General features: G+C 42.9%; 18 protein-coding genes, 1 rRNA gene and 1 pseudogene. 15 read left to right on the top strand and 5 right to left on the bottom strand.

Features of this window, described 5'->3' with window-relative positions; genetic code table 11:
* The 8 genes and pseudogenes from CWI32_RS14530 to trpB all read left to right on the top strand — a co-directional run.
* Nucleotides 1–116: pseudogene (locus tag CWI32_RS14530) on the top strand (YbaB/EbfC family nucleoid-associated protein); the annotation flags it as partial.
* A 13-nt stretch (nucleotides 117–129) separates the two neighbouring features.
* Complete coding sequence (gene recR / locus CWI32_RS14525; protein ID WP_004278698.1) at nucleotides 130–726, top strand: recombination mediator RecR; 597 nt, start codon at nucleotides 130–132, stop codon at nucleotides 724–726.
* A gap of 178 nt (nucleotides 727–904) precedes the next feature.
* Nucleotides 905–2047, top strand: a complete 1143-nt coding sequence (locus tag CWI32_RS14520; protein WP_074383191.1) for a ribonuclease D — start codon at nucleotides 905–907, stop codon at nucleotides 2045–2047.
* A 130-nt stretch (nucleotides 2048–2177) separates the two neighbouring features.
* Complete coding sequence (locus CWI32_RS14515; RefSeq protein WP_100535610.1) at nucleotides 2178–2483, top strand: YcgL domain-containing protein; 306 nt, start codon at nucleotides 2178–2180, stop codon at nucleotides 2481–2483.
* Nucleotides 2484–2504: 21 nt separating this feature from the next.
* Nucleotides 2505–2888: a hypothetical protein gene (locus CWI32_RS14510; RefSeq protein WP_005170643.1), complete on the top strand. Its 384-nt coding sequence runs from the start codon at nucleotides 2505–2507 to the stop codon at nucleotides 2886–2888.
* A gap of 21 nt (nucleotides 2889–2909) precedes the next feature.
* The gene (locus CWI32_RS14505) at nucleotides 2910–3761 is read left to right on the top strand and encodes an AAA family ATPase (protein WP_005170644.1); all 852 of its coding nucleotides are present in this window, start codon (nucleotides 2910–2912) and stop codon (nucleotides 3759–3761) included.
* A 13-nt stretch (nucleotides 3762–3774) separates the two neighbouring features.
* Nucleotides 3775–4962 carry a vWA domain-containing protein gene (locus tag CWI32_RS14500; protein WP_100535609.1) on the top strand — a complete coding sequence of 396 codons (1188 nt, stop codon included), beginning with the start codon at nucleotides 3775–3777 and terminating at the stop codon, nucleotides 4960–4962.
* A 108-nt stretch (nucleotides 4963–5070) separates the two neighbouring features.
* Entirely contained in the window at nucleotides 5071–6279 is a 1209-nt protein-coding gene (gene trpB, locus CWI32_RS14495) for a tryptophan synthase subunit beta (RefSeq protein WP_005097072.1), read from the top strand.
* A gap of 125 nt (nucleotides 6280–6404) precedes the next feature.
* On the opposite strand, the gene CWI32_RS14490 is transcribed toward trpB, so the two are convergent.
* The 3 genes from CWI32_RS14490 to CWI32_RS14480 all read right to left on the bottom strand — a co-directional run bounded on the left by CWI32_RS14490 (nucleotide 6405) and on the right by CWI32_RS14480 (nucleotide 7705).
* A complete protein-coding gene (locus tag CWI32_RS14490) occupies nucleotides 6405–6836 on the bottom strand; it encodes a CBS domain-containing protein (protein ID WP_005097071.1) in 432 nt (143 codons plus the stop codon).
* Between the two features lie 104 nt (nucleotides 6837–6940).
* A complete protein-coding gene (locus tag CWI32_RS14485) occupies nucleotides 6941–7321 on the bottom strand; it encodes a DUF2750 domain-containing protein (protein ID WP_074383188.1) in 381 nt (126 codons plus the stop codon).
* Nucleotides 7322–7471: 150 nt separating this feature from the next.
* Nucleotides 7472–7705 carry an SEL1-like repeat protein gene (locus CWI32_RS14480; protein WP_005097069.1) on the bottom strand — a complete coding sequence of 78 codons (234 nt, stop codon included), beginning with the start codon at nucleotides 7703–7705 and terminating at the stop codon, nucleotides 7472–7474.
* Nucleotides 7706–7929: 224 nt separating this feature from the next.
* Here CWI32_RS14480 and CWI32_RS14475 point away from each other — a divergent pair, with 224 nt between their 5' ends.
* The gene (locus CWI32_RS14475) at nucleotides 7930–8289 is read left to right on the top strand and encodes a hypothetical protein (RefSeq protein WP_035337940.1); all 360 of its coding nucleotides are present in this window, start codon (nucleotides 7930–7932) and stop codon (nucleotides 8287–8289) included.
* Nucleotides 8290–8386: 97 nt separating this feature from the next.
* Nucleotides 8387–8710: a hypothetical protein gene (locus tag CWI32_RS14470; protein WP_005097067.1), complete on the top strand. Its 324-nt coding sequence runs from the start codon at nucleotides 8387–8389 to the stop codon at nucleotides 8708–8710.
* Here CWI32_RS14470 and CWI32_RS14465 read toward each other — a convergent pair.
* Together CWI32_RS14465 and CWI32_RS14460 are read right to left on the bottom strand one after the other, a co-directional pair.
* On the bottom strand, nucleotides 8634–10211 hold the full coding sequence (locus CWI32_RS14465; RefSeq protein WP_100535612.1) for a M16 family metallopeptidase: 1578 nt from the start codon (nucleotides 10209–10211) through the stop codon (nucleotides 8634–8636). The two genes, CWI32_RS14470 and CWI32_RS14465, sit on opposite strands and share 77 nt — an antisense overlap.
* Before the next feature lie 11 nt (nucleotides 10212–10222).
* A complete protein-coding gene (locus CWI32_RS14460; RefSeq protein ID WP_100535611.1) occupies nucleotides 10223–11617 on the bottom strand; it encodes a M16 family metallopeptidase in 1395 nt (464 codons plus the stop codon).
* Nucleotides 11618–11795: 178 nt separating this feature from the next.
* On the opposite strand from CWI32_RS14460, the gene ftsY reads away from it, so the two are divergent.
* From ftsY to CWI32_RS15270, 5 genes are all read left to right on the top strand, one after another.
* On the top strand, nucleotides 11796–12902 hold the full coding sequence (gene ftsY, locus CWI32_RS14455; protein ID WP_005097061.1) for a signal recognition particle-docking protein FtsY: 1107 nt from the start codon (nucleotides 11796–11798) through the stop codon (nucleotides 12900–12902).
* A 173-nt stretch (nucleotides 12903–13075) separates the two neighbouring features.
* On the top strand, nucleotides 13076–13765 hold the full coding sequence (locus CWI32_RS14450) for a nitroreductase family protein (RefSeq protein ID WP_005097060.1): 690 nt from the start codon (nucleotides 13076–13078) through the stop codon (nucleotides 13763–13765).
* Nucleotides 13766–13956: 191 nt separating this feature from the next.
* Entirely contained in the window at nucleotides 13957–14550 is a 594-nt protein-coding gene (locus tag CWI32_RS14445; protein WP_005097059.1) for a nitroreductase family protein, read from the top strand.
* Nucleotides 14551–14749: 199 nt separating this feature from the next.
* Entirely contained in the window at nucleotides 14750–15403 is a 654-nt protein-coding gene (locus tag CWI32_RS14440) for a DUF2057 domain-containing protein (RefSeq protein WP_074383185.1), read from the top strand.
* A gap of 475 nt (nucleotides 15404–15878) precedes the next feature.
* Nucleotides 15879–15951, top strand: a 16S ribosomal RNA gene (locus CWI32_RS15270); the annotation flags it as partial.

Below are 15951 nucleotides of genomic sequence, written 5' to 3'. Positions count from 1 at the left end.
TGATTGCAGCTGCAATGAATGATGCAGCACGTCAGGCAGAATTGGTCTCTGATGAAAGAATGAAAGCAGCAAACTCGGGTATGGGTTTACCACCGGGTCTGGCAGGTATGTTCTAAGGAAGAATGCGCAATGTTTAGTGATCGTTTTGATCAACTGGTTCAAGCATTACGCATTTTGCCAAGCGTTGGGCCGAAATCGGCTCAACGTATGGCATTGCATATGATCATGAAAAATCGTGAAGGTGCAATTGGTCTGGCGCATGCGTTGACTGAGGCGACCAACTACATTCATGAATGCTCAGTCTGTCATTCATTGACTGAAGATGAAGTGTGCAATATCTGTACGTCGCTAGATCGTGATGATGAATTGCTCTGTGTGGTGGAATCACCTGCAGATGTTATGGCGATTGAGCAAAGTGGCAGCTTTAGAGGGAAATACCATGTACTGGGCGGGCATTTGTCACCGCTCGATGGGATTGGTCCTGAAGAAATTGGCATTCCGTATTTGTTGCACCGTTTGGCCAATGGTCAGGTGAAGGAAGTCATTCTCGCTACTAATGCGACGGTAGAAGGTCAGGCCACGGCACATTATCTGGTGGAAGCCAGCAAGCATTTGCCGATCCAGATGACTCGAATTGCCCAAGGTGTACCACAGGGTGGTGAACTGGAATATGTCGATAGTCATACCTTGAGTCAGGCCGTACATAACCGGATGCGCATGAAGTAAGATAGACTTAAAAATCTTGTTAGTTTTAATATAAAAAAGATATTATTTAAAATCTAGAGCCTAATAAATAAGGGGTGTTTTTGCTAGATAGAGCAGAATCAGCGTTATTTTTTATACAAAAATTCTATAGATCAGTTAATATGGATCTATCGAGAATCTAATTTTAGACTCAGTCTTTATGTTTCAATTTATTCAACATCAAAACGATTTATACCCTGTGCTGAACCTGATGGATCAGAGTTCTGTTTACGGGCTGGATACCGAATTTATCAAGGTCGATACTTTGTGGCCGAAACTGGGTGTGTTTCAGATCAATGTAGACAACAAGGTCTATTTGCTGGATGGAACCACCCTGGATCTGACTGAGTTCTTCAATAAAGTTTTTAACGCCCAGCAGAATATTTTTCATGCTTGTAGCGAAGATATAGATCTGCTTTATCACTATACCCAAAAGAAATCACTGACCAATGTGTTTGATACCCAGGTCGGTATGTCTTTTCTGGGGCATGGTCTGCAAGTCAGCTATCAGAATGCGCTCAAACAGATGCTGGAAGTCGATATCGAAAAAGACCAGACCCGTTCTAACTGGCTGGCACGTCCTTTAAGTTCAGAACAATTACTTTATGCGGCCAATGATGTGCATTATCTGGTCAAGCTGTCTGACAAAATCAAACAAGAGCTGGATACGAAATACCTACTGGATTTTGCCTTGCAAGACTGTCGTTTCTTGACTCAGGAAATTGGTGAAGATACACCAACGGCCTTGTTATATCAGGATGTGGGGAATTATCGCCATTCACGCCGTCAGCTGATGCAATTACAGCAATTGATGGTCTGGCGCGATCAGATTGCCAAAGCACTGAATCAGCCACGTAGTTTTATCTTAAAGAATGTCAGTATGATTGATCTGGTCGAGAAGTTCCCGCGCAATAACTTCCAGTTGAGTCAAGTCAAAGATATCCGTTCAAATGTGGTTCGTGAACATGGTAAAACTATTTTAGATTTATTGAAATTCTTGCCGGAACCGGAAAGCTGGCCGTTACGTCTGGCGCGTCCAATCCGTCATTCCTCCAAAGATATCGGCGAAAAGATCGATAACATCATTCAAAATGTAGTCGATGAAACTTCAATTCCAAAAGAAGTGCTGATGCGTAAAAAATGGCTGAATGCCTTGTATCAGCATGTGGTCTTTCAGAAGGATGAGCAGGATCTGCCGGATTATCTGCTGGGCTGGCGCTATGAACTGTTAACCCAGCCACTGATTCAGGTGCTGCATCAAGATGAATCTTATTTATCGACCCAGATGAAAGTCAGCGAGTGATCGCTTGCAGGATTGGTTAAAGATAGAGCAATTATACAAAATCACGACTGATGCATGAGACGTGGCTAATGTTTCTGTCTTTTTTTTGATGTATCCTTGCGGATGTTTTTCCAGAAAAGTCGTTTGAAACATGCAAGTGTCTATCTACAAATCCAGCAAAAAAAGTGAAATGTATCTGTATGTGGCGCATCCTGCGGATGAAAGCGAAGCTGAAACATTCGAGCCACTCAGCGTATTGTCTGAGCCCGTACAAGCCGCATTTGGACGTGCGACTTTTGTCATGCATCTTGAACTGAGCGAATCGCGTAAACTGGCACGTGCCAATGTATTGCATGTGATGGATTCTATTGCTACACGTGGTTTCTTTTTGCAAATGCCGCCAGAAGGCTTGATTGATCCGAATGCAGTCGCTCCAGAAGGATTGCGTGGCGCTTAATGTTAATTCAGGAGTTGTGAAATGAATGGTTATGTTGCTGTCTTAGACTCAATTCCTGAACAGAGCATTGCTGTTGCGGTTTATCTGCTGGGCAGCCTGATTGCTTTATGGTGCTGGTATGGCGTAACCAGGCGCCTGCCTAAGCCACTGGGTGGTTTTTTGTGGATTTTAGGCTTTGCCATTCTATTGACACCGACGGTATCCGAGGGGCCGAATGCCTCTATCGCACCTGCAATCTTTGGCTTGCTGTTTGGTGTGTTGACCAAAGAGCAAGCTCTGATTTGGATTAATGCGTCACTTATTTTATTTGTCATTGGGATTGGATCTGTGATTGGCTATTGCTGGTCGACCTATGTGTCGAACAAGGGCAATCTTCGTGTTCACAAGAAAAGTTCACCGTTGTAAGTAAAAAAATAAGGTTAAATCATGTCTGCTGATCATCAACAATTTTCAGGTACAGCTCAGTACATTGCGACTGACAGTTTAAAATTGGCGGTTAAAGCTGCCCGTAGTTTACAAAAGCCGTTATTGGTCAAAGGTGAGCCTGGTACAGGGAAAACTTTATTGGCTGAGCAGGTAGCAGAAAGTCTGGGCCTAAGACTGATCACCTGGCATATCAAGTCCACCACCAAGGCACAGCAAGGCCTGTATGAATACGATGCGGTGTCGCGCCTGCGTGATAGTCAGCTTGGTGATGACCGTGTCTATGACATCAAGAACTACATCAAGCCGGGTAAACTGTGGGAAGCATTTACCAGCGAAGAACGTTGTGTCTTGCTGATTGATGAAATTGATAAGGCAGACATCGAGTTTCCGAATGACTTGCTACATGAACTCGATAAAATGTCGTTCTATGTGTACGAGACCGGGGAAACCATTACCGCAACCCAGCGTCCAATCGTCATCATTACCTCAAATAATGAAAAAGAATTGCCCGATGCATTCCTGCGCCGTTGTTTCTTCCACTATATCGAATTTCCGGATGAAGCGACCATGCGCGAAATCATCGATGTACATTTCGAGAATATCTCTGCCACATTGGTCAATGAAGCCTTGCAGGTTTTCTTTAAATTGCGCCAGATTCCGGGTGTGAAAAAACCACCATCAACATCTGAGCTGATTGACTGGCTCAGCCTGCTCATGGCTGACGACATGCCGGAAGATATTTTGCGCAATACTGATAAATCCAAAGCGATTCCACCCTTGTACGGCGCCTTGATCAAAAATGAGCAAGATGTACAGTTGCTTGAACGTCTAGCCTTTATGTCACGTCGTTAAGGGAGAAACACGCATGTTTGTGCGACTGTTTTATACCTTACGCAAATACGGCGTACCGGTCTCAACCCGTGAGCTGATCGATTTGAATCAGGCGGTTGCGGCTGGACTGGTCTTTGCCGATCAGGATGAGTTCTATCAGCTGGCCAAAACTGTAATGGTTAAGGATGAGCGCTATTTCGACAAATTCGATCGCGCCATGAAAGACTATTTTGATGGTATCGCGACCTTTGATCTGGATGAACTGCTGAATCAGGTGCATAAGCTGCCCAAAGACTGGTTCGATCTTGAACTGCTTGAAAAGCATTTGACTCCTGAACAGCGCGAAGAGCTGAAAAAAGCCGGATCATTAGAAGAGCTGATGAAAATGCTGGAAGAGCGCTTGCGCGAACAGCATAAAAAACATCAGGGTGGCAACAAGATGATTGGTACCGGCGGCACTTCGCCTTTCGGTGCCTATGGCGATCATCCGGAAGGGGTGCGTATTGGTGGGCCGGGACGGAAACGCTCTGCGGTAAAAGTCTGGGAGCAGCGTCAATATCGCAACCTCGATGATGAGCAGATTCTGGGAAGTCGCCAGATGCAAATGGCACTGCGCCGTTTGCGTAAATTCGCGCGTCAAGGAGCAGCCGAAGAGCTGGATATCGATGGCACGATTCGTGAAACCGCCAAGCAGGGTATTTTAGACGTACAGCTGGTGCCTGAACGCCGTAACCGCATTAAAGTCTTGATGCTGTTTGATGTCGGCGGTTCGATGGACTCGCATATTGCCCAGTGTGAAAAGCTGTTTAGCGCAGCCAAAACCGAATTTAAAACCCTGGACTATTTTTATTTCCATAACTGCCTGTATGACTATGTCTGGAAAGACAATATCCGCCGTTCCAGCTCGCGCATGAATACCTGGGATTTATTCAATACCTATGGCCGTGATTACCGGGTGATTGTGGTTGGTGATGCCAGTATGGCGCCTTATGAAATCACCTCGGTCGGTGGTTCGGTTGAATATATGAATGATGAAGCAGGACAGGTCTGGTTGCAGCGTCTACGTCAGCATTTTGATAAAACCGCATGGCTCAATCCCGAAGAAGAAAATTATTGGCATTACACGCATAGCATTGGTTTGATTAAGCAAATCTTTGAGAACCATATGTTTCCAATGACCTTAAAAGGCATAGAGGATATGACCAAATATTTGGCACGTTAATTCCATTTTTCTATCAGTGACTTTATCTATTGTTATTAGTGCTTTAATGAAAATCGCTTTAAGATGAAGTCACAATTTCTATTTTAAATCCAGTTTTCAGGGATCGCTATGGATCATCAAATTAATGGTATTGCATTACCGAATGAAGCAGGTTTCTTTGGTAATTATGGCGGTCAGTTCATTCCGCCTGATCTTAAACAGGCGATGGATGATATTAATGTTGCATATCAGGAAATTCGCCATACTCCGGAATTTCAAAACGAGCTGAAAGACTTGTTTGCCCACTATGTCGGTCGCCCGAGTCCACTATTTCATGCCAAACGTCTGTCTGAAAAATTGGGCGGCGCACAGATTTACTTAAAACGTGAAGATTTAAATCATACAGGTGCACACAAGATCAATCACTGTCTCGGTGAAGCTTTGCTGGCCAAATACATGGGCAAAACCAAAGTCATTGCAGAAACGGGTGCGGGGCAGCATGGAGTAGCATTGGCAACGGCCTGTGCCTTGGTTGGTATTCCCTGTGAAATTCATATGGGCCAGGTGGATATCGAAAAAGAACATCCAAATGTCGTGAAAATGAAGATTCTGGGTGCTAAGCTGATTTCCGTTACGCGTGGAACGGCAACGTTGAAAGATGCAGTTGACAGTGCCTTCGAAGAATATTTAAAAGATCCAAAAAACTTTATCTATGCGATTGGTTCAGTGGTCGGTCCACATCCATTTCCAATGATGGTGCGTGATTTCCAGTCCATTATTGGTGATGAAATCAAGGTTCAAACCAATGAGCGTTTTGGTGCAAATCCTGACTATGTCGTTGCCTGTGTGGGTGGTGGTTCAAATGCAGTGGGGGCATTCACGGCATTTTTGAATGAACTAGATGTGAAATTGGTCGGTGTAGAGCCGGCAGGTCATGGTTTGGACACCGATATGCATTCGGCGACTTTAACTTTGGGTAAACCAAGTCAATTACATGGTATGGCCTGTTATGTTCTGGAAGATGAACAGGGCGAACCTTTGCCGGTTCATTCGATCGCATCAGGTCTGGATTATCCAGGGGTGGGTCCGCAGCATAGTTTGCTTAAAGACTTAGGTCGGGTTGAATACACCACAGCGACCGATCAGGAATGTCTGGATGCTTTCATGACCTTGTCACGTGTCGAAGGTATTGTGCCGGCATTAGAAAGTTCACATGCAGTCGCTTGGGCGATTCGTGAGGCGGGTAAGTTGCCAAAAGAAGTCAAAATCGTGGTCAATCTTTCTGGGCGTGGTGATAAAGACTCAGATTATGTGGCAGAGAAACTGGGTTTAAATTAAGTTCGCTGACAATATTGATATAAAAATCCCGGTCATGTACCGGGATTTTTTATACATTCAATCGAAGCTTGATCTTCAGTTATTTAAATGCGCTTCAAATATTGGAGAGAAAGCCAGAGATGCTTTTAACCTGAAATATATTGCTGTAATTGATCAATCAGTTTGCGTTGGTCATCCATTGCTGCTTTGACCAAATCTCCGATTGAAATCAGACCAAGCAGTTTTTCATCTTCTACCACTGGCAGATGCCGTAGATGGCGCTCAGTCATTAAGGCTAAACAGTCTTCTACAGTCGTCGAGGTATTTACGGTAATCACTTTAGAGGTCATGATTTCATTGACTGTGGTATCGAAAGAGGTTCTTTGCATCAGGGCGATTTTACGAGTGTAATCCCGCTCTGACAAAATCCCTACCACGTTATCTTCATGCGTTACCACAAGTGCCCCGATTCCTTTATCAGCCATCAAGGTGATGGCCTCTAAAACAGTAGAATCTGGACGGATGGTATAAATAGCTTGATGCATTTTTTCATTCAGCACCTGTGCCACATTGGTCATGCTTCATCATCCTTACTGGTCAATTTATTATTAATCCTAGAGTATGCCTTCAACCTGAACATCTCTAAGTGTTTAGGTTTTAGTCTTTATAAATAGCATGTTATTTACGCAATGTGCAGTCTTTGTTGTGAAAAAAATAGGTGACGCATCTGTGCAGTGCTCAGTTTAAGTCTGGTGCCATTGGTATTGCACAGGGCTGGGGTGACATTCAGGCGCGACAAGGTCGGCAATAATGCATTTTCAAAATCTTCAGAATTGATTTTACGCGGAGCATAATCAGGCCAATGTTGCTGGGCATAATTTTTGGCATCGAGAGGATTTAGCCAAAACGGGAAAATACAGTCTTCCTGATCACGCATCATTGCCCAGCCTTTATGATATGCGCCCCATAGCTCGCCACAATTCCTTAAAGATTTCAGCATGGTGATCTTGAAAAGGGATGCTTTACAGATCGGATCAATTTGAATAATTTTTCGTGGTTTCATTAGAATAAAGTGCTATTGGATGTCAGACCCTATTCTAGGAACTTTATAAGTAATTACTGTTTCAGCTTTGCAAGGATTGGTAAGAAAATATGTATTTATTGCTATTTATCGAAAAAAGGCTGAAAAAAACGCCACCTAGGTGACGTTTCATTATGCTTGCAGGGTGGCCATGTTCTGCCAGTACTGCGCTTTGAGTGAATCCCGTTCTACACGGAAACCTTGATAATAAAGTTCTGCTAAAAAAAGCGCTGCTTTACCATGACCTGCACGAGCTGCATCTTCAAGCTGTTTTACCGCATCCACAAAGTTCATTTGGGATTGGATGGTATTCACGGCATCTGCATACAGATGTTCCAGATCGTGTTGAGAGAGTTGTTGTATCATATAAAAACTCCTTAATTTTAATTATGATTACAGGACAGACTAATCAGTCTAAATACAAATATAACTTAGTATTGTTAAACTAATATTACAAAATAATGGAAAAGTCAACTATTCGATTTTATTCGTTTACTTTAGTTATAGTTTACATGACTAAACTATACACACTTATAAATATTATTAAGATAAATTGTAAATAGAGATCAAACAATAAGGAGAAAGCCATGATGACAAGAACTTTAGATGGTGTGAACTTTGATATGCCACCAACTGCTGGGCAAATCCTGGAACTTGCACATTTGCATCGCAAGAAACTGGATGACGCTATATTTAGTAAATATACGCATCTGGGTAATTATGGACTGGCACAACGTAAAGAGGTGTATGACTTTACCCGTGCTCTGGATGTCAATCAGCGTGAGCAGTTCTATAAACTCTATAATGGCGAGTTGGTTCGAATTGCAGATGAAGATCGCCTGCATCCCCCTGAAGCAGAAGCGGGGTTAAGTAAATTTGCTGTTGCACTGGTATTGGTGATTGTAGCATTGGTGCTCTATTCAACTATTCTGAGCAGAATGATGAGCTAATCCGCAGAGTCGTGGATTTTAGCCCTGCTAAATATGGCGCTACTGACTTGAACTTATATAAGCCTAACCATACACTACCTTTAACTTGAGGTAGTGTATGTCTATAGATACAGAAAAGTTAATTCAATGGTTCAGCAGAATCAAGCTGGAACAGATTTATAATATTGTTGTCATTTTTATGGTTGTGGTAATTTTATTTTTAGCCGCATTGGCTCTCTATCGTCCGCTTAGCATCTCTCAAATCACCCAGATTCGGCAACTTTCTGAACAGCAAAATTTGCCCCAAACTCAGGATCTGGCACTGGCTCTGTTAGAGCAGCAGCACATCCGTCGTGGGCAGTATCTTAAATTGATGCAGGCTTATCAGCAGGAGTCTTTGCGGGCGCGTCAGCTGCCACCGCTCTCGGTGGAGATGCCTTAGGCACAGGGTTTGCTGGCAAATTGAAATTGGCATCCATTAAATTCTGCTCCAAGCGCATTTTCAAGGCATCTTTATCCAGTTCTTTATTGACCACGACCAGCGTTAGGCGGTCTGGATGTAAATGTTTGCGTATTGCATTTTGCACATCCTTTGCGCTAATTCTGGCCAGACGTTCCGGATAACTGGATAAATAATCATTTTGCTCACTATAAAAGCCCATATTGCCTAACTGGGCATTAATGGTGGCATTGCTGCTGTAATTGTTAGGGAAGGCGCGCAGCATGCCTGCTTTGGTTTCTTTCAGACGTTGAGTGTCAATCGGTTGGCTGACAAAATTGATAAATGCCTGATGTGCAACCTGAATACTCTCTAGTAGCTGATCCTGCCGTGTAGAATATTTAAAGCTGAATACTCCGGGTGCCTGACTAAAGCTGAATGAGCTATAAGCGCCGTAGCTAAAACCACGTTTGACCCGCAGTTCCTGCATGAGTACCGCATTAAATCCACTCCCGCCAAACATGCGGTTGGCGACTTCTAGGGCCAGTCGATCTTCAGTAAAGCGTGATGGCCCTATATGTCCAAAAGTGACATGCGCCTGAGACGAGTTATAAGGTAAATGCACCACTTCAAAACCAGATTTAATTTCAGGCGGTGGTAATGCAGCTGCTTTTTGACCTTGAGTTAAATTGCCGGCAATCCGTTCTGACAGTTCCAGCGCCTGTTTGGGGCTGAGTTTACCGGTAATAGCAATATTCATATTTTGCGCCACCAGAAACTGATCACGGAATTGTTTTAATAATTCGGCATTAATTTTCTTGGTACTGCCTTGGGTGCCACTAATTGGTTCTGCATAAGGATGCTGACCATATAGAGTACGATAAAAACGAATATCCATCAGCCGGCTTGGATTTTCCTGTAATTGCTTTTGTCCCACTTGGGTATTGCTTAAAGCCAGATTAATACTGGAGGGTTTAAATGACGCATTCTTTAGAACTTCCATCATCATTCCGAGTGCCGGTTCCAATTTATTTGGATCTGAAAGCGTACGCAGCCGAACCACAAACATGTCTCGATAGGCCTGTACGCTAAATTGTGCGCCGGCTTGGTCAAAAATTGCCGCCACCTGATTCGCACTATATCTGTCTGTGCCTTCACGCATCAGCCTGGCTGCCATGCTGGACAGGCCATAGAGTCCTTTAGTAATTTCTTGATCACGTGCCGAGCCGGCATTAAAGGTCAGCTGGATATCCACCATTGGAAGATCTTGGGTTTCAACAAATAGCGTACGTACCTGATAGCGATTGTTCAGGTCGTGAATATACGGTGCCTGAAATTCACGCTGCGGATTGAGATTTTTCAGGCTTTGCAACAGAGGGATAGACTGTAACTGACTCGGATTATCGTTTTGATCGGGTTGAGGGTCCAGATAATTTTCTGCATGAACAGCAGAAGCAAAACTTAAAATAAAAATAAGTAAAAAAGGGCGAAGATGATGACGCATTGCAATCCCCATTATTGGGCTTTTTGTTCAGGTGAGAGATAAAGTGTGCTGAGATTGTCTCGGACGAAATAGGCATTAGCGACACGCTGGATATCCTGAACGCTGACACTTTCAAAATGCTTGGGTAGTTCATCCATCAGCCGATAACTCAGTCCATTGACTTCCATATTGCCAATCATTTTGGCCTGGCCGGCAATATCATCCTGACTATAAATCAAACTGGAGATAAAGCGGGTGCTGATACGATCTACTTCCTGTTGGGTCATGGCGGTGGTTTTGAGTAAATCCACTTCATCCTGAATCGCTTGTTGTGCCTCTTGCAAAGATACGCCTGGCGCAGGTAAGGCAGAAATGCCAAACAGGCTGTCACCACGATTATAAGGATCATAAGAAGCGCTGACAGAGGTCAGAATTTTACGATCACGCACCAGACGGTCTTGCAGGCGTGAAGATATACCGCTGTCCAAAAGGCTACGAATAATGGTCAAGGCATACGCATCTTGTGGGTTTTTGGCAGTACTGAGGGATTTTACATTCCAGGTCATGTACAGATTGGGCACCTGAACATTGCTGTTAATTTCCATATGCCGATAGCCTAAGCGCTCAAACTCCAGTACATCATTACGTGGCGGTGTTGGACGCGCAGGAATATCTCCAAAATATTTTTGCACTTGCGCTAAAGCCGCTTCCGATTCCACATTTCCGACAATTACCAGAATGGCATTATTCGGGCTATACCAGTCCCGATACCATTTTTTGATATCATTTAACTGAATATTATTTAGAGTTTTCATATGTCCAATCACCGGTTGGCGATAATGGCTGGTCGGATAACTGATCCATTTAAAGCGTTCAAAGGCCTGAGCGCGCGGGTTGTCATCGGTACGCTGGCGCCGTTCTTCCATCACCACTTTAATTTCTGGCTCAAAGTCCTGCTGCCGCAGTAATAAATTGCTCATGCGGTCAGATTCAAGTTCCAGTGCCATAGGGAAATAGGCCTTAGGATAGAGCTGATAATAATTGGTGTAATTGGTAAAGGTGGCGGCATTGATGCTACCGCCATAAATCCGGCTCAGACGGGTAAATTCGTCATTTGGAACTTTATGCGTACCTTTGAACATCATGTGTTCAAGTGCATGCGAGACCCCCAGAATATTGCCAGATTCATCACTGCTGCCGACTTTGTACCAGATCTGGGTCATCACCATGGGCGCACGATGGTCTTCCCGAATAATGACTTTTAATCCATTGCTTAAAGTCGTTTCAAAAGTGGTGCGTGATAATTCACTGCGAGTCTGGGCTTGGGCCTGATTAATACTTAATCCCAGCAATAAGGCACCAAGTGGATAAAGTGTTTGTTTAATCATTCTGGAAAAAGAGGAGACAGTCAAAAAGGTGGCGGACACTAGATCTCCCAAAAATAGGCATTTGTATTTAGGGTTATTTTTAATAAATGCGGAGATGAAAGCAACCAAGAGCTGTAGCTTTTTGGTATGTTTGTCCAGCATTTGCATTGCTAGCTGCAAAGCAGGCAAGTTATGGTAGAATCTGGGTTTTTAACGCAATGCTTTTCAAGGATTCGGCATGCAACAGCAATCTAATGGGCAAAACAAATTTTTGATTGATGCTGATATCGGAGATGATGATGTCACATTACCGAGCTTACCTGCGGTCAATGTGCCTATCGTAGAAACGCCAAGCGAAGCAGCTGTAGTTTCTGCACCTGTCGTAACAGAAACTGAAAATGAAGATTCTGCGGCGAAAGGTGGCTTCTTTAGCCGTATGAAAGAGGGTTTAACCAAAACCCGTAAAAACCTTGCCGATGGGATGGTCAATATCCTGATCGGTGGTAAAGAAATTGATGATGAATTATTAGAAGAAGTCGAAGAGCAGCTGCTGGTGGCCGATATTGGTGTGGAAGCCACCAAGACCATCATTGCTAACCTGACCGAGCGTACCGAACGTGGTGACTTGATCTACTCGCATTCACTGTATAAGGCGCTTCAGGAAGAACTGGTGGCTTTATTGGCACCCCGGGTAAAACCGCTACACATTGATCCGAATAAATCGCCTTATGTGATTCTAGTGGTCGGTGTAAATGGTGTAGGTAAAACCACCACGATTGGCAAACTGGCCAAACGTCTGCAAGGTGAAGGCAAGACTGTCATGCTGGCGGCAGGTGATACTTTCCGTGCAGCTGCAACGGAGCAGCTACAGATCTGGGGTGAGCGTAATAATATTGCGGTCGTGGCTCAAGGCAATGGTGCAGACTCGGCTTCAGTGATTTTCGATGCTTTTGAAAGTGCGCGTGCCAAAGGCGTAGATGTATTAATTGCTGATACAGCTGGTCGTTTGCATAACAAAGGTCATTTGATGCAAGAGTTGACCAAAGTAAAACGTGTCATGCAGAAAATTGATGCGACTGCACCACATGAAGTGATGTTGGTTGTCGATGCCGGAACAGGTCAGAATGCCATTAACCAGGTCGAAATGTTTGATGAGGCGGTAGGCCTAACCGGTTTGACCATTACCAAGCTCGATGGGACTGCCAAAGGTGGCGTACTGTTTAATATTGCCAGTCGTACTCATGTGCCGATTCGCTTTATTGGTGTGGGTGAGAAAATTGATGACTTGCGTCCTTTCTCTGCCAAATCTTTTGTTGCTGCATTGTTTGAAACTGAAAATAAATAATGCGTGATAATTCACACAAACTCCGCTAAGTGCGGAGTTTGTTGTTTTTGAGGGGTTTGAATGCTTTAAAAATCAGCTAGAAAATATGAACCAGATCTATCTACCGTAATAAAGCCATTATACTTGTATGGGATTATTCGAGCTGTTTTAGCTGGGTTTTGTGGGGGGAAGAAATGGCATTGCTAAATAAAATTGGTCAGGTATTAACAAGTGATATAACCAAGGACTTTAAATTTTCGAAAAAAAACAAACCTGATGATGATTTGAAACTGACTTTTGTTGATCAGTTGAAAAAGCGCCGTAGTATTTATGAACTTGGCAAGCGGGTACATTATAGTCAGGCGTATCTGAGTGAAATGCTTCAGGCAGCAGTTCGCAGTTGTCCTTCAGCCTATAATTCCCAAAGTACGCGGATTGTAGTGTTATTTGCGGATTCTCATTATAAGTTTTGGGAACTTGTCAAACAGGTTCAGCGCCAGCATGTGCCCACACATATTTACGAAGGTGCAGAGATCAAGTTAAATCAGTGTGCCGCGGCATATGGCACGATTTTATTTTACGAAGATCAAGCCGTGATTCAGCAACTACAAAAGAAAATGCCGCTCAATGCAGAAGATTTCCCGATCTGGTCTGAACAGACATCAGGAATGGCGCAATTTGCCGTGTGGACTGCATTGGCAGATTCGGGTTTAGGTGCATCTTTACAGCATTATAATCCGCAGATCGACACTTTAGTCGCCGAGCATTTTGACATTGAAAAGAGCTGGTTGTTACGTGCCCAACTTTGCTTTGGCTCGATTGAGCAGGCAGCAAAAGAAAAATTAGAACAGCAAGATCAGCACTTTTTTAAAGTATTGGGTTAAAAACCGATGAAGGACGGTATAGCAGCATGGATGCTGCGAATGAAATCTAATACAAATATTCTATTCAGATCTAAGTCTGATTGTTCTATAAATAAAACACATTGTTATGGGAATGCACCTGTTTTAAGTGCTCAAAACACGTAGTATGACTTTATCAGTTTTTAATAATCAAAATACATAGAGGTGAATTTATGGCATTTTTAGATCAAATCAAACAGCGCCGAAGCATTTATACCATTGGGAAAAATGTGAGCCTGGAGCAGGCTGAAATTGAAAATCTCATTAAAGATGCAGTTAAACACAGCCCATCATCTTTTAACTCGCAAACTTCTCGTGTGGTAATTTTATTTGGTCAATCACATGATACTTTCTGGCATATTGTGCGTGAAACCTTGCGTGATCTTGTTTCGACAGATGCATTTGAAGCAACCAATAATAAAATTAATGGTTTTGCAGCAGGTTATGGCACCGCATTGTTTTATGAAGACCAGAATGTGGTGAAATCGATGCAAGAACAGTTTGCACTCTATGCCGATAACTTCCCGGTCTGGTCAGAGCATTCTTCAGCCATTGCGCAGTTTGCAACCTGGACAGCTTTGGCAGAGAAAAATATCGGTGCCTCGTTGCAGCATTACAATCCAATTATTGATGAAGAAGTTGCACAAACTTTTGAAGTCCCATCGCACTGGAAGCTTCGCGCGCAATTGGTCTTTGGTTCTATTGAAGCACCTGCAGGCGAAAAAACCTTTATGGATGATGCGGAGCGTTTTAAAACCTTTGCATAAATCGGGTTTCAGCTAAAAAGAAGTGCTTTTGTGCTTCTTTTTTTATTTGTACTGGCTAATAGCAGATAATTTAAAATTGCTAGTCAAATAAATGCTAAAAGTTCAGGTGAAATAAGAGAAGTTTTTGTCATAAAATTGTCATTTCGACGCGGCATAGTGCAGCTCAACTTTAATAATTAACTTGAAATGAGTAGATGATATGGATTTTCGTATTGCGGCAACTGTAGCGGCACTGTTGTTTAGTACCTCGGTTTTTTCAGCGGTGACTATTACAGTACCTGAAGAAATTAAGATCGTTGCGGTAAATAATCAGGAAATAAAATCAAGTCTATTACGTTCTAATTCAACTTATAAACTGGATGCTGGAATGAATAATATCAGCGTCCGCTATAATGAGTTTTTTCAGCACTCTGATAATTCACATGACATTTTAAAGTCGGGAGTGCTTACTGTAAAAACTCCAGAGCTTAAAGATGGTGAAACCTATCGTTTAGCGTTAATTAATGCACCTCAGAATTTTGACGAAGCTAAAAAGTACCAGGATCAGCCCATCATTGGCTTATATGATGCAAAAAATCAGCTGCTTGTTCAGCAAGCGGGCGCTAAAGATGCAGCGAGAACATGGTTTGCAAATAATGTATTGACCAAAACAGTCGAGATGAGTAGCAAGTCAGCAACATCACTTAATCAACCAGCACCTGTATATGCTCAGGCAGCTAGTGTAGCTACGGTCGCCACTCCTCAAACTCAATTCGTCGGGCAGAATGATCAACAACTCATTCAATTATGGCAAAAGGCCTCCAAAGCTGAACGTCAAAAATTTATGACTTGGTTGGCTGAACAGACGAATTAAAAGATAAAGTATGAAGGATCAAATGGTATTGATGCTTTTTTAATAGGTAGAGTGCAGAGATTTATATTTGGTTATACTTTTAATGCAAAAAATCTGGAAAATCTCTCAGAAAAGGCTAAAAATAACATTTTAGATTAAAAAATAAACGTACAAGTCACTTTTTTGAATCTTTTTGAGAAAAGCCCTTGCGCTTGTTCCTAAAGTGTATAGAATACGCTGCATCAAGGCGATACAGCAAAACGAACTTAGCTGATTAAGTTAGGTTGTTGTGTGAGTTGCCTGGTAGCTTGTTTCTGACGAAGAGCAAGAAGATCATTAAGAGATTATGAAGAACAACTTGTGTGGATTTTTACTGGTTGATCGATCGAAATTATTTTCATTGATTGATGGTAGAAATGACTCGAAGTTTATTTGAGAAATATTTGTCAGAAAATTGATGAGCCAAGATTGGTGTCCTTTAGGCACTACTGATTTTAAACTGAAGAGTTTGATCATGGCTCAGATTGAACGCTGGCGGCAGGCTTAACACATGCAAGTCGAGCGGGGGA

Source organism: Acinetobacter pseudolwoffii (genome assembly GCF_002803605.1).
GTDB classification, from domain to species: domain Bacteria; phylum Pseudomonadota; class Gammaproteobacteria; order Pseudomonadales; family Moraxellaceae; genus Acinetobacter; species Acinetobacter pseudolwoffii.
Note: the sequence above shows the minus strand (reverse complement) of the source record. Positions and strands in the feature narration are given on the sequence as shown.

What these genes read in the sequence shown, in the direction of transcription:
- recR (WP_004278698.1), top strand. Translation starts at nt 130, where the DNA reads ATGTTTAGTGATCGTTTTGATCAACTGGTTCAAGCATTACGCATTTTG.
- CWI32_RS14520 (WP_074383191.1), top strand. Translation starts at nt 905, where the DNA reads ATGTTTCAATTTATTCAACATCAAAACGATTTATACCCTGTGCTGAAC.
- CWI32_RS14515 (WP_100535610.1), top strand. Translation starts at nt 2,178, where the DNA reads ATGCAAGTGTCTATCTACAAATCCAGCAAAAAAAGTGAAATGTATCTG.
- CWI32_RS14510 (WP_005170643.1), top strand. Translation starts at nt 2,505, where the DNA reads ATGAATGGTTATGTTGCTGTCTTAGACTCAATTCCTGAACAGAGCATT.
- CWI32_RS14505 (WP_005170644.1), top strand. Translation starts at nt 2,910, where the DNA reads ATGTCTGCTGATCATCAACAATTTTCAGGTACAGCTCAGTACATTGCG.
- CWI32_RS14500 (WP_100535609.1), top strand. Translation starts at nt 3,775, where the DNA reads ATGTTTGTGCGACTGTTTTATACCTTACGCAAATACGGCGTACCGGTC.
- trpB (WP_005097072.1), top strand. Translation starts at nt 5,071, where the DNA reads ATGGATCATCAAATTAATGGTATTGCATTACCGAATGAAGCAGGTTTC.
- CWI32_RS14490 (WP_005097071.1), bottom strand. Translation starts at nt 6,836, where the DNA reads ATGACCAATGTGGCACAGGTGCTGAATGAAAAAATGCATCAAGCTATT.
- CWI32_RS14485 (WP_074383188.1), bottom strand. Translation starts at nt 7,321, where the DNA reads ATGAAACCACGAAAAATTATTCAAATTGATCCGATCTGTAAAGCATCC.
- CWI32_RS14480 (WP_005097069.1), bottom strand. Translation starts at nt 7,705, where the DNA reads ATGATACAACAACTCTCTCAACACGATCTGGAACATCTGTATGCAGAT.
- CWI32_RS14475 (WP_035337940.1), top strand. Translation starts at nt 7,930, where the DNA reads ATGACAAGAACTTTAGATGGTGTGAACTTTGATATGCCACCAACTGCT.
- CWI32_RS14470 (WP_005097067.1), top strand. Translation starts at nt 8,387, where the DNA reads ATGTCTATAGATACAGAAAAGTTAATTCAATGGTTCAGCAGAATCAAG.
- CWI32_RS14465 (WP_100535612.1), bottom strand. Translation starts at nt 10,211, where the DNA reads ATGCGTCATCATCTTCGCCCTTTTTTACTTATTTTTATTTTAAGTTTT.
- ftsY (WP_005097061.1), top strand. Translation starts at nt 11,796, where the DNA reads ATGCAACAGCAATCTAATGGGCAAAACAAATTTTTGATTGATGCTGAT.
- CWI32_RS14450 (WP_005097060.1), top strand. Translation starts at nt 13,076, where the DNA reads ATGGCATTGCTAAATAAAATTGGTCAGGTATTAACAAGTGATATAACC.
- CWI32_RS14445 (WP_005097059.1), top strand. Translation starts at nt 13,957, where the DNA reads ATGGCATTTTTAGATCAAATCAAACAGCGCCGAAGCATTTATACCATT.
- CWI32_RS14440 (WP_074383185.1), top strand. Translation starts at nt 14,750, where the DNA reads ATGGATTTTCGTATTGCGGCAACTGTAGCGGCACTGTTGTTTAGTACC.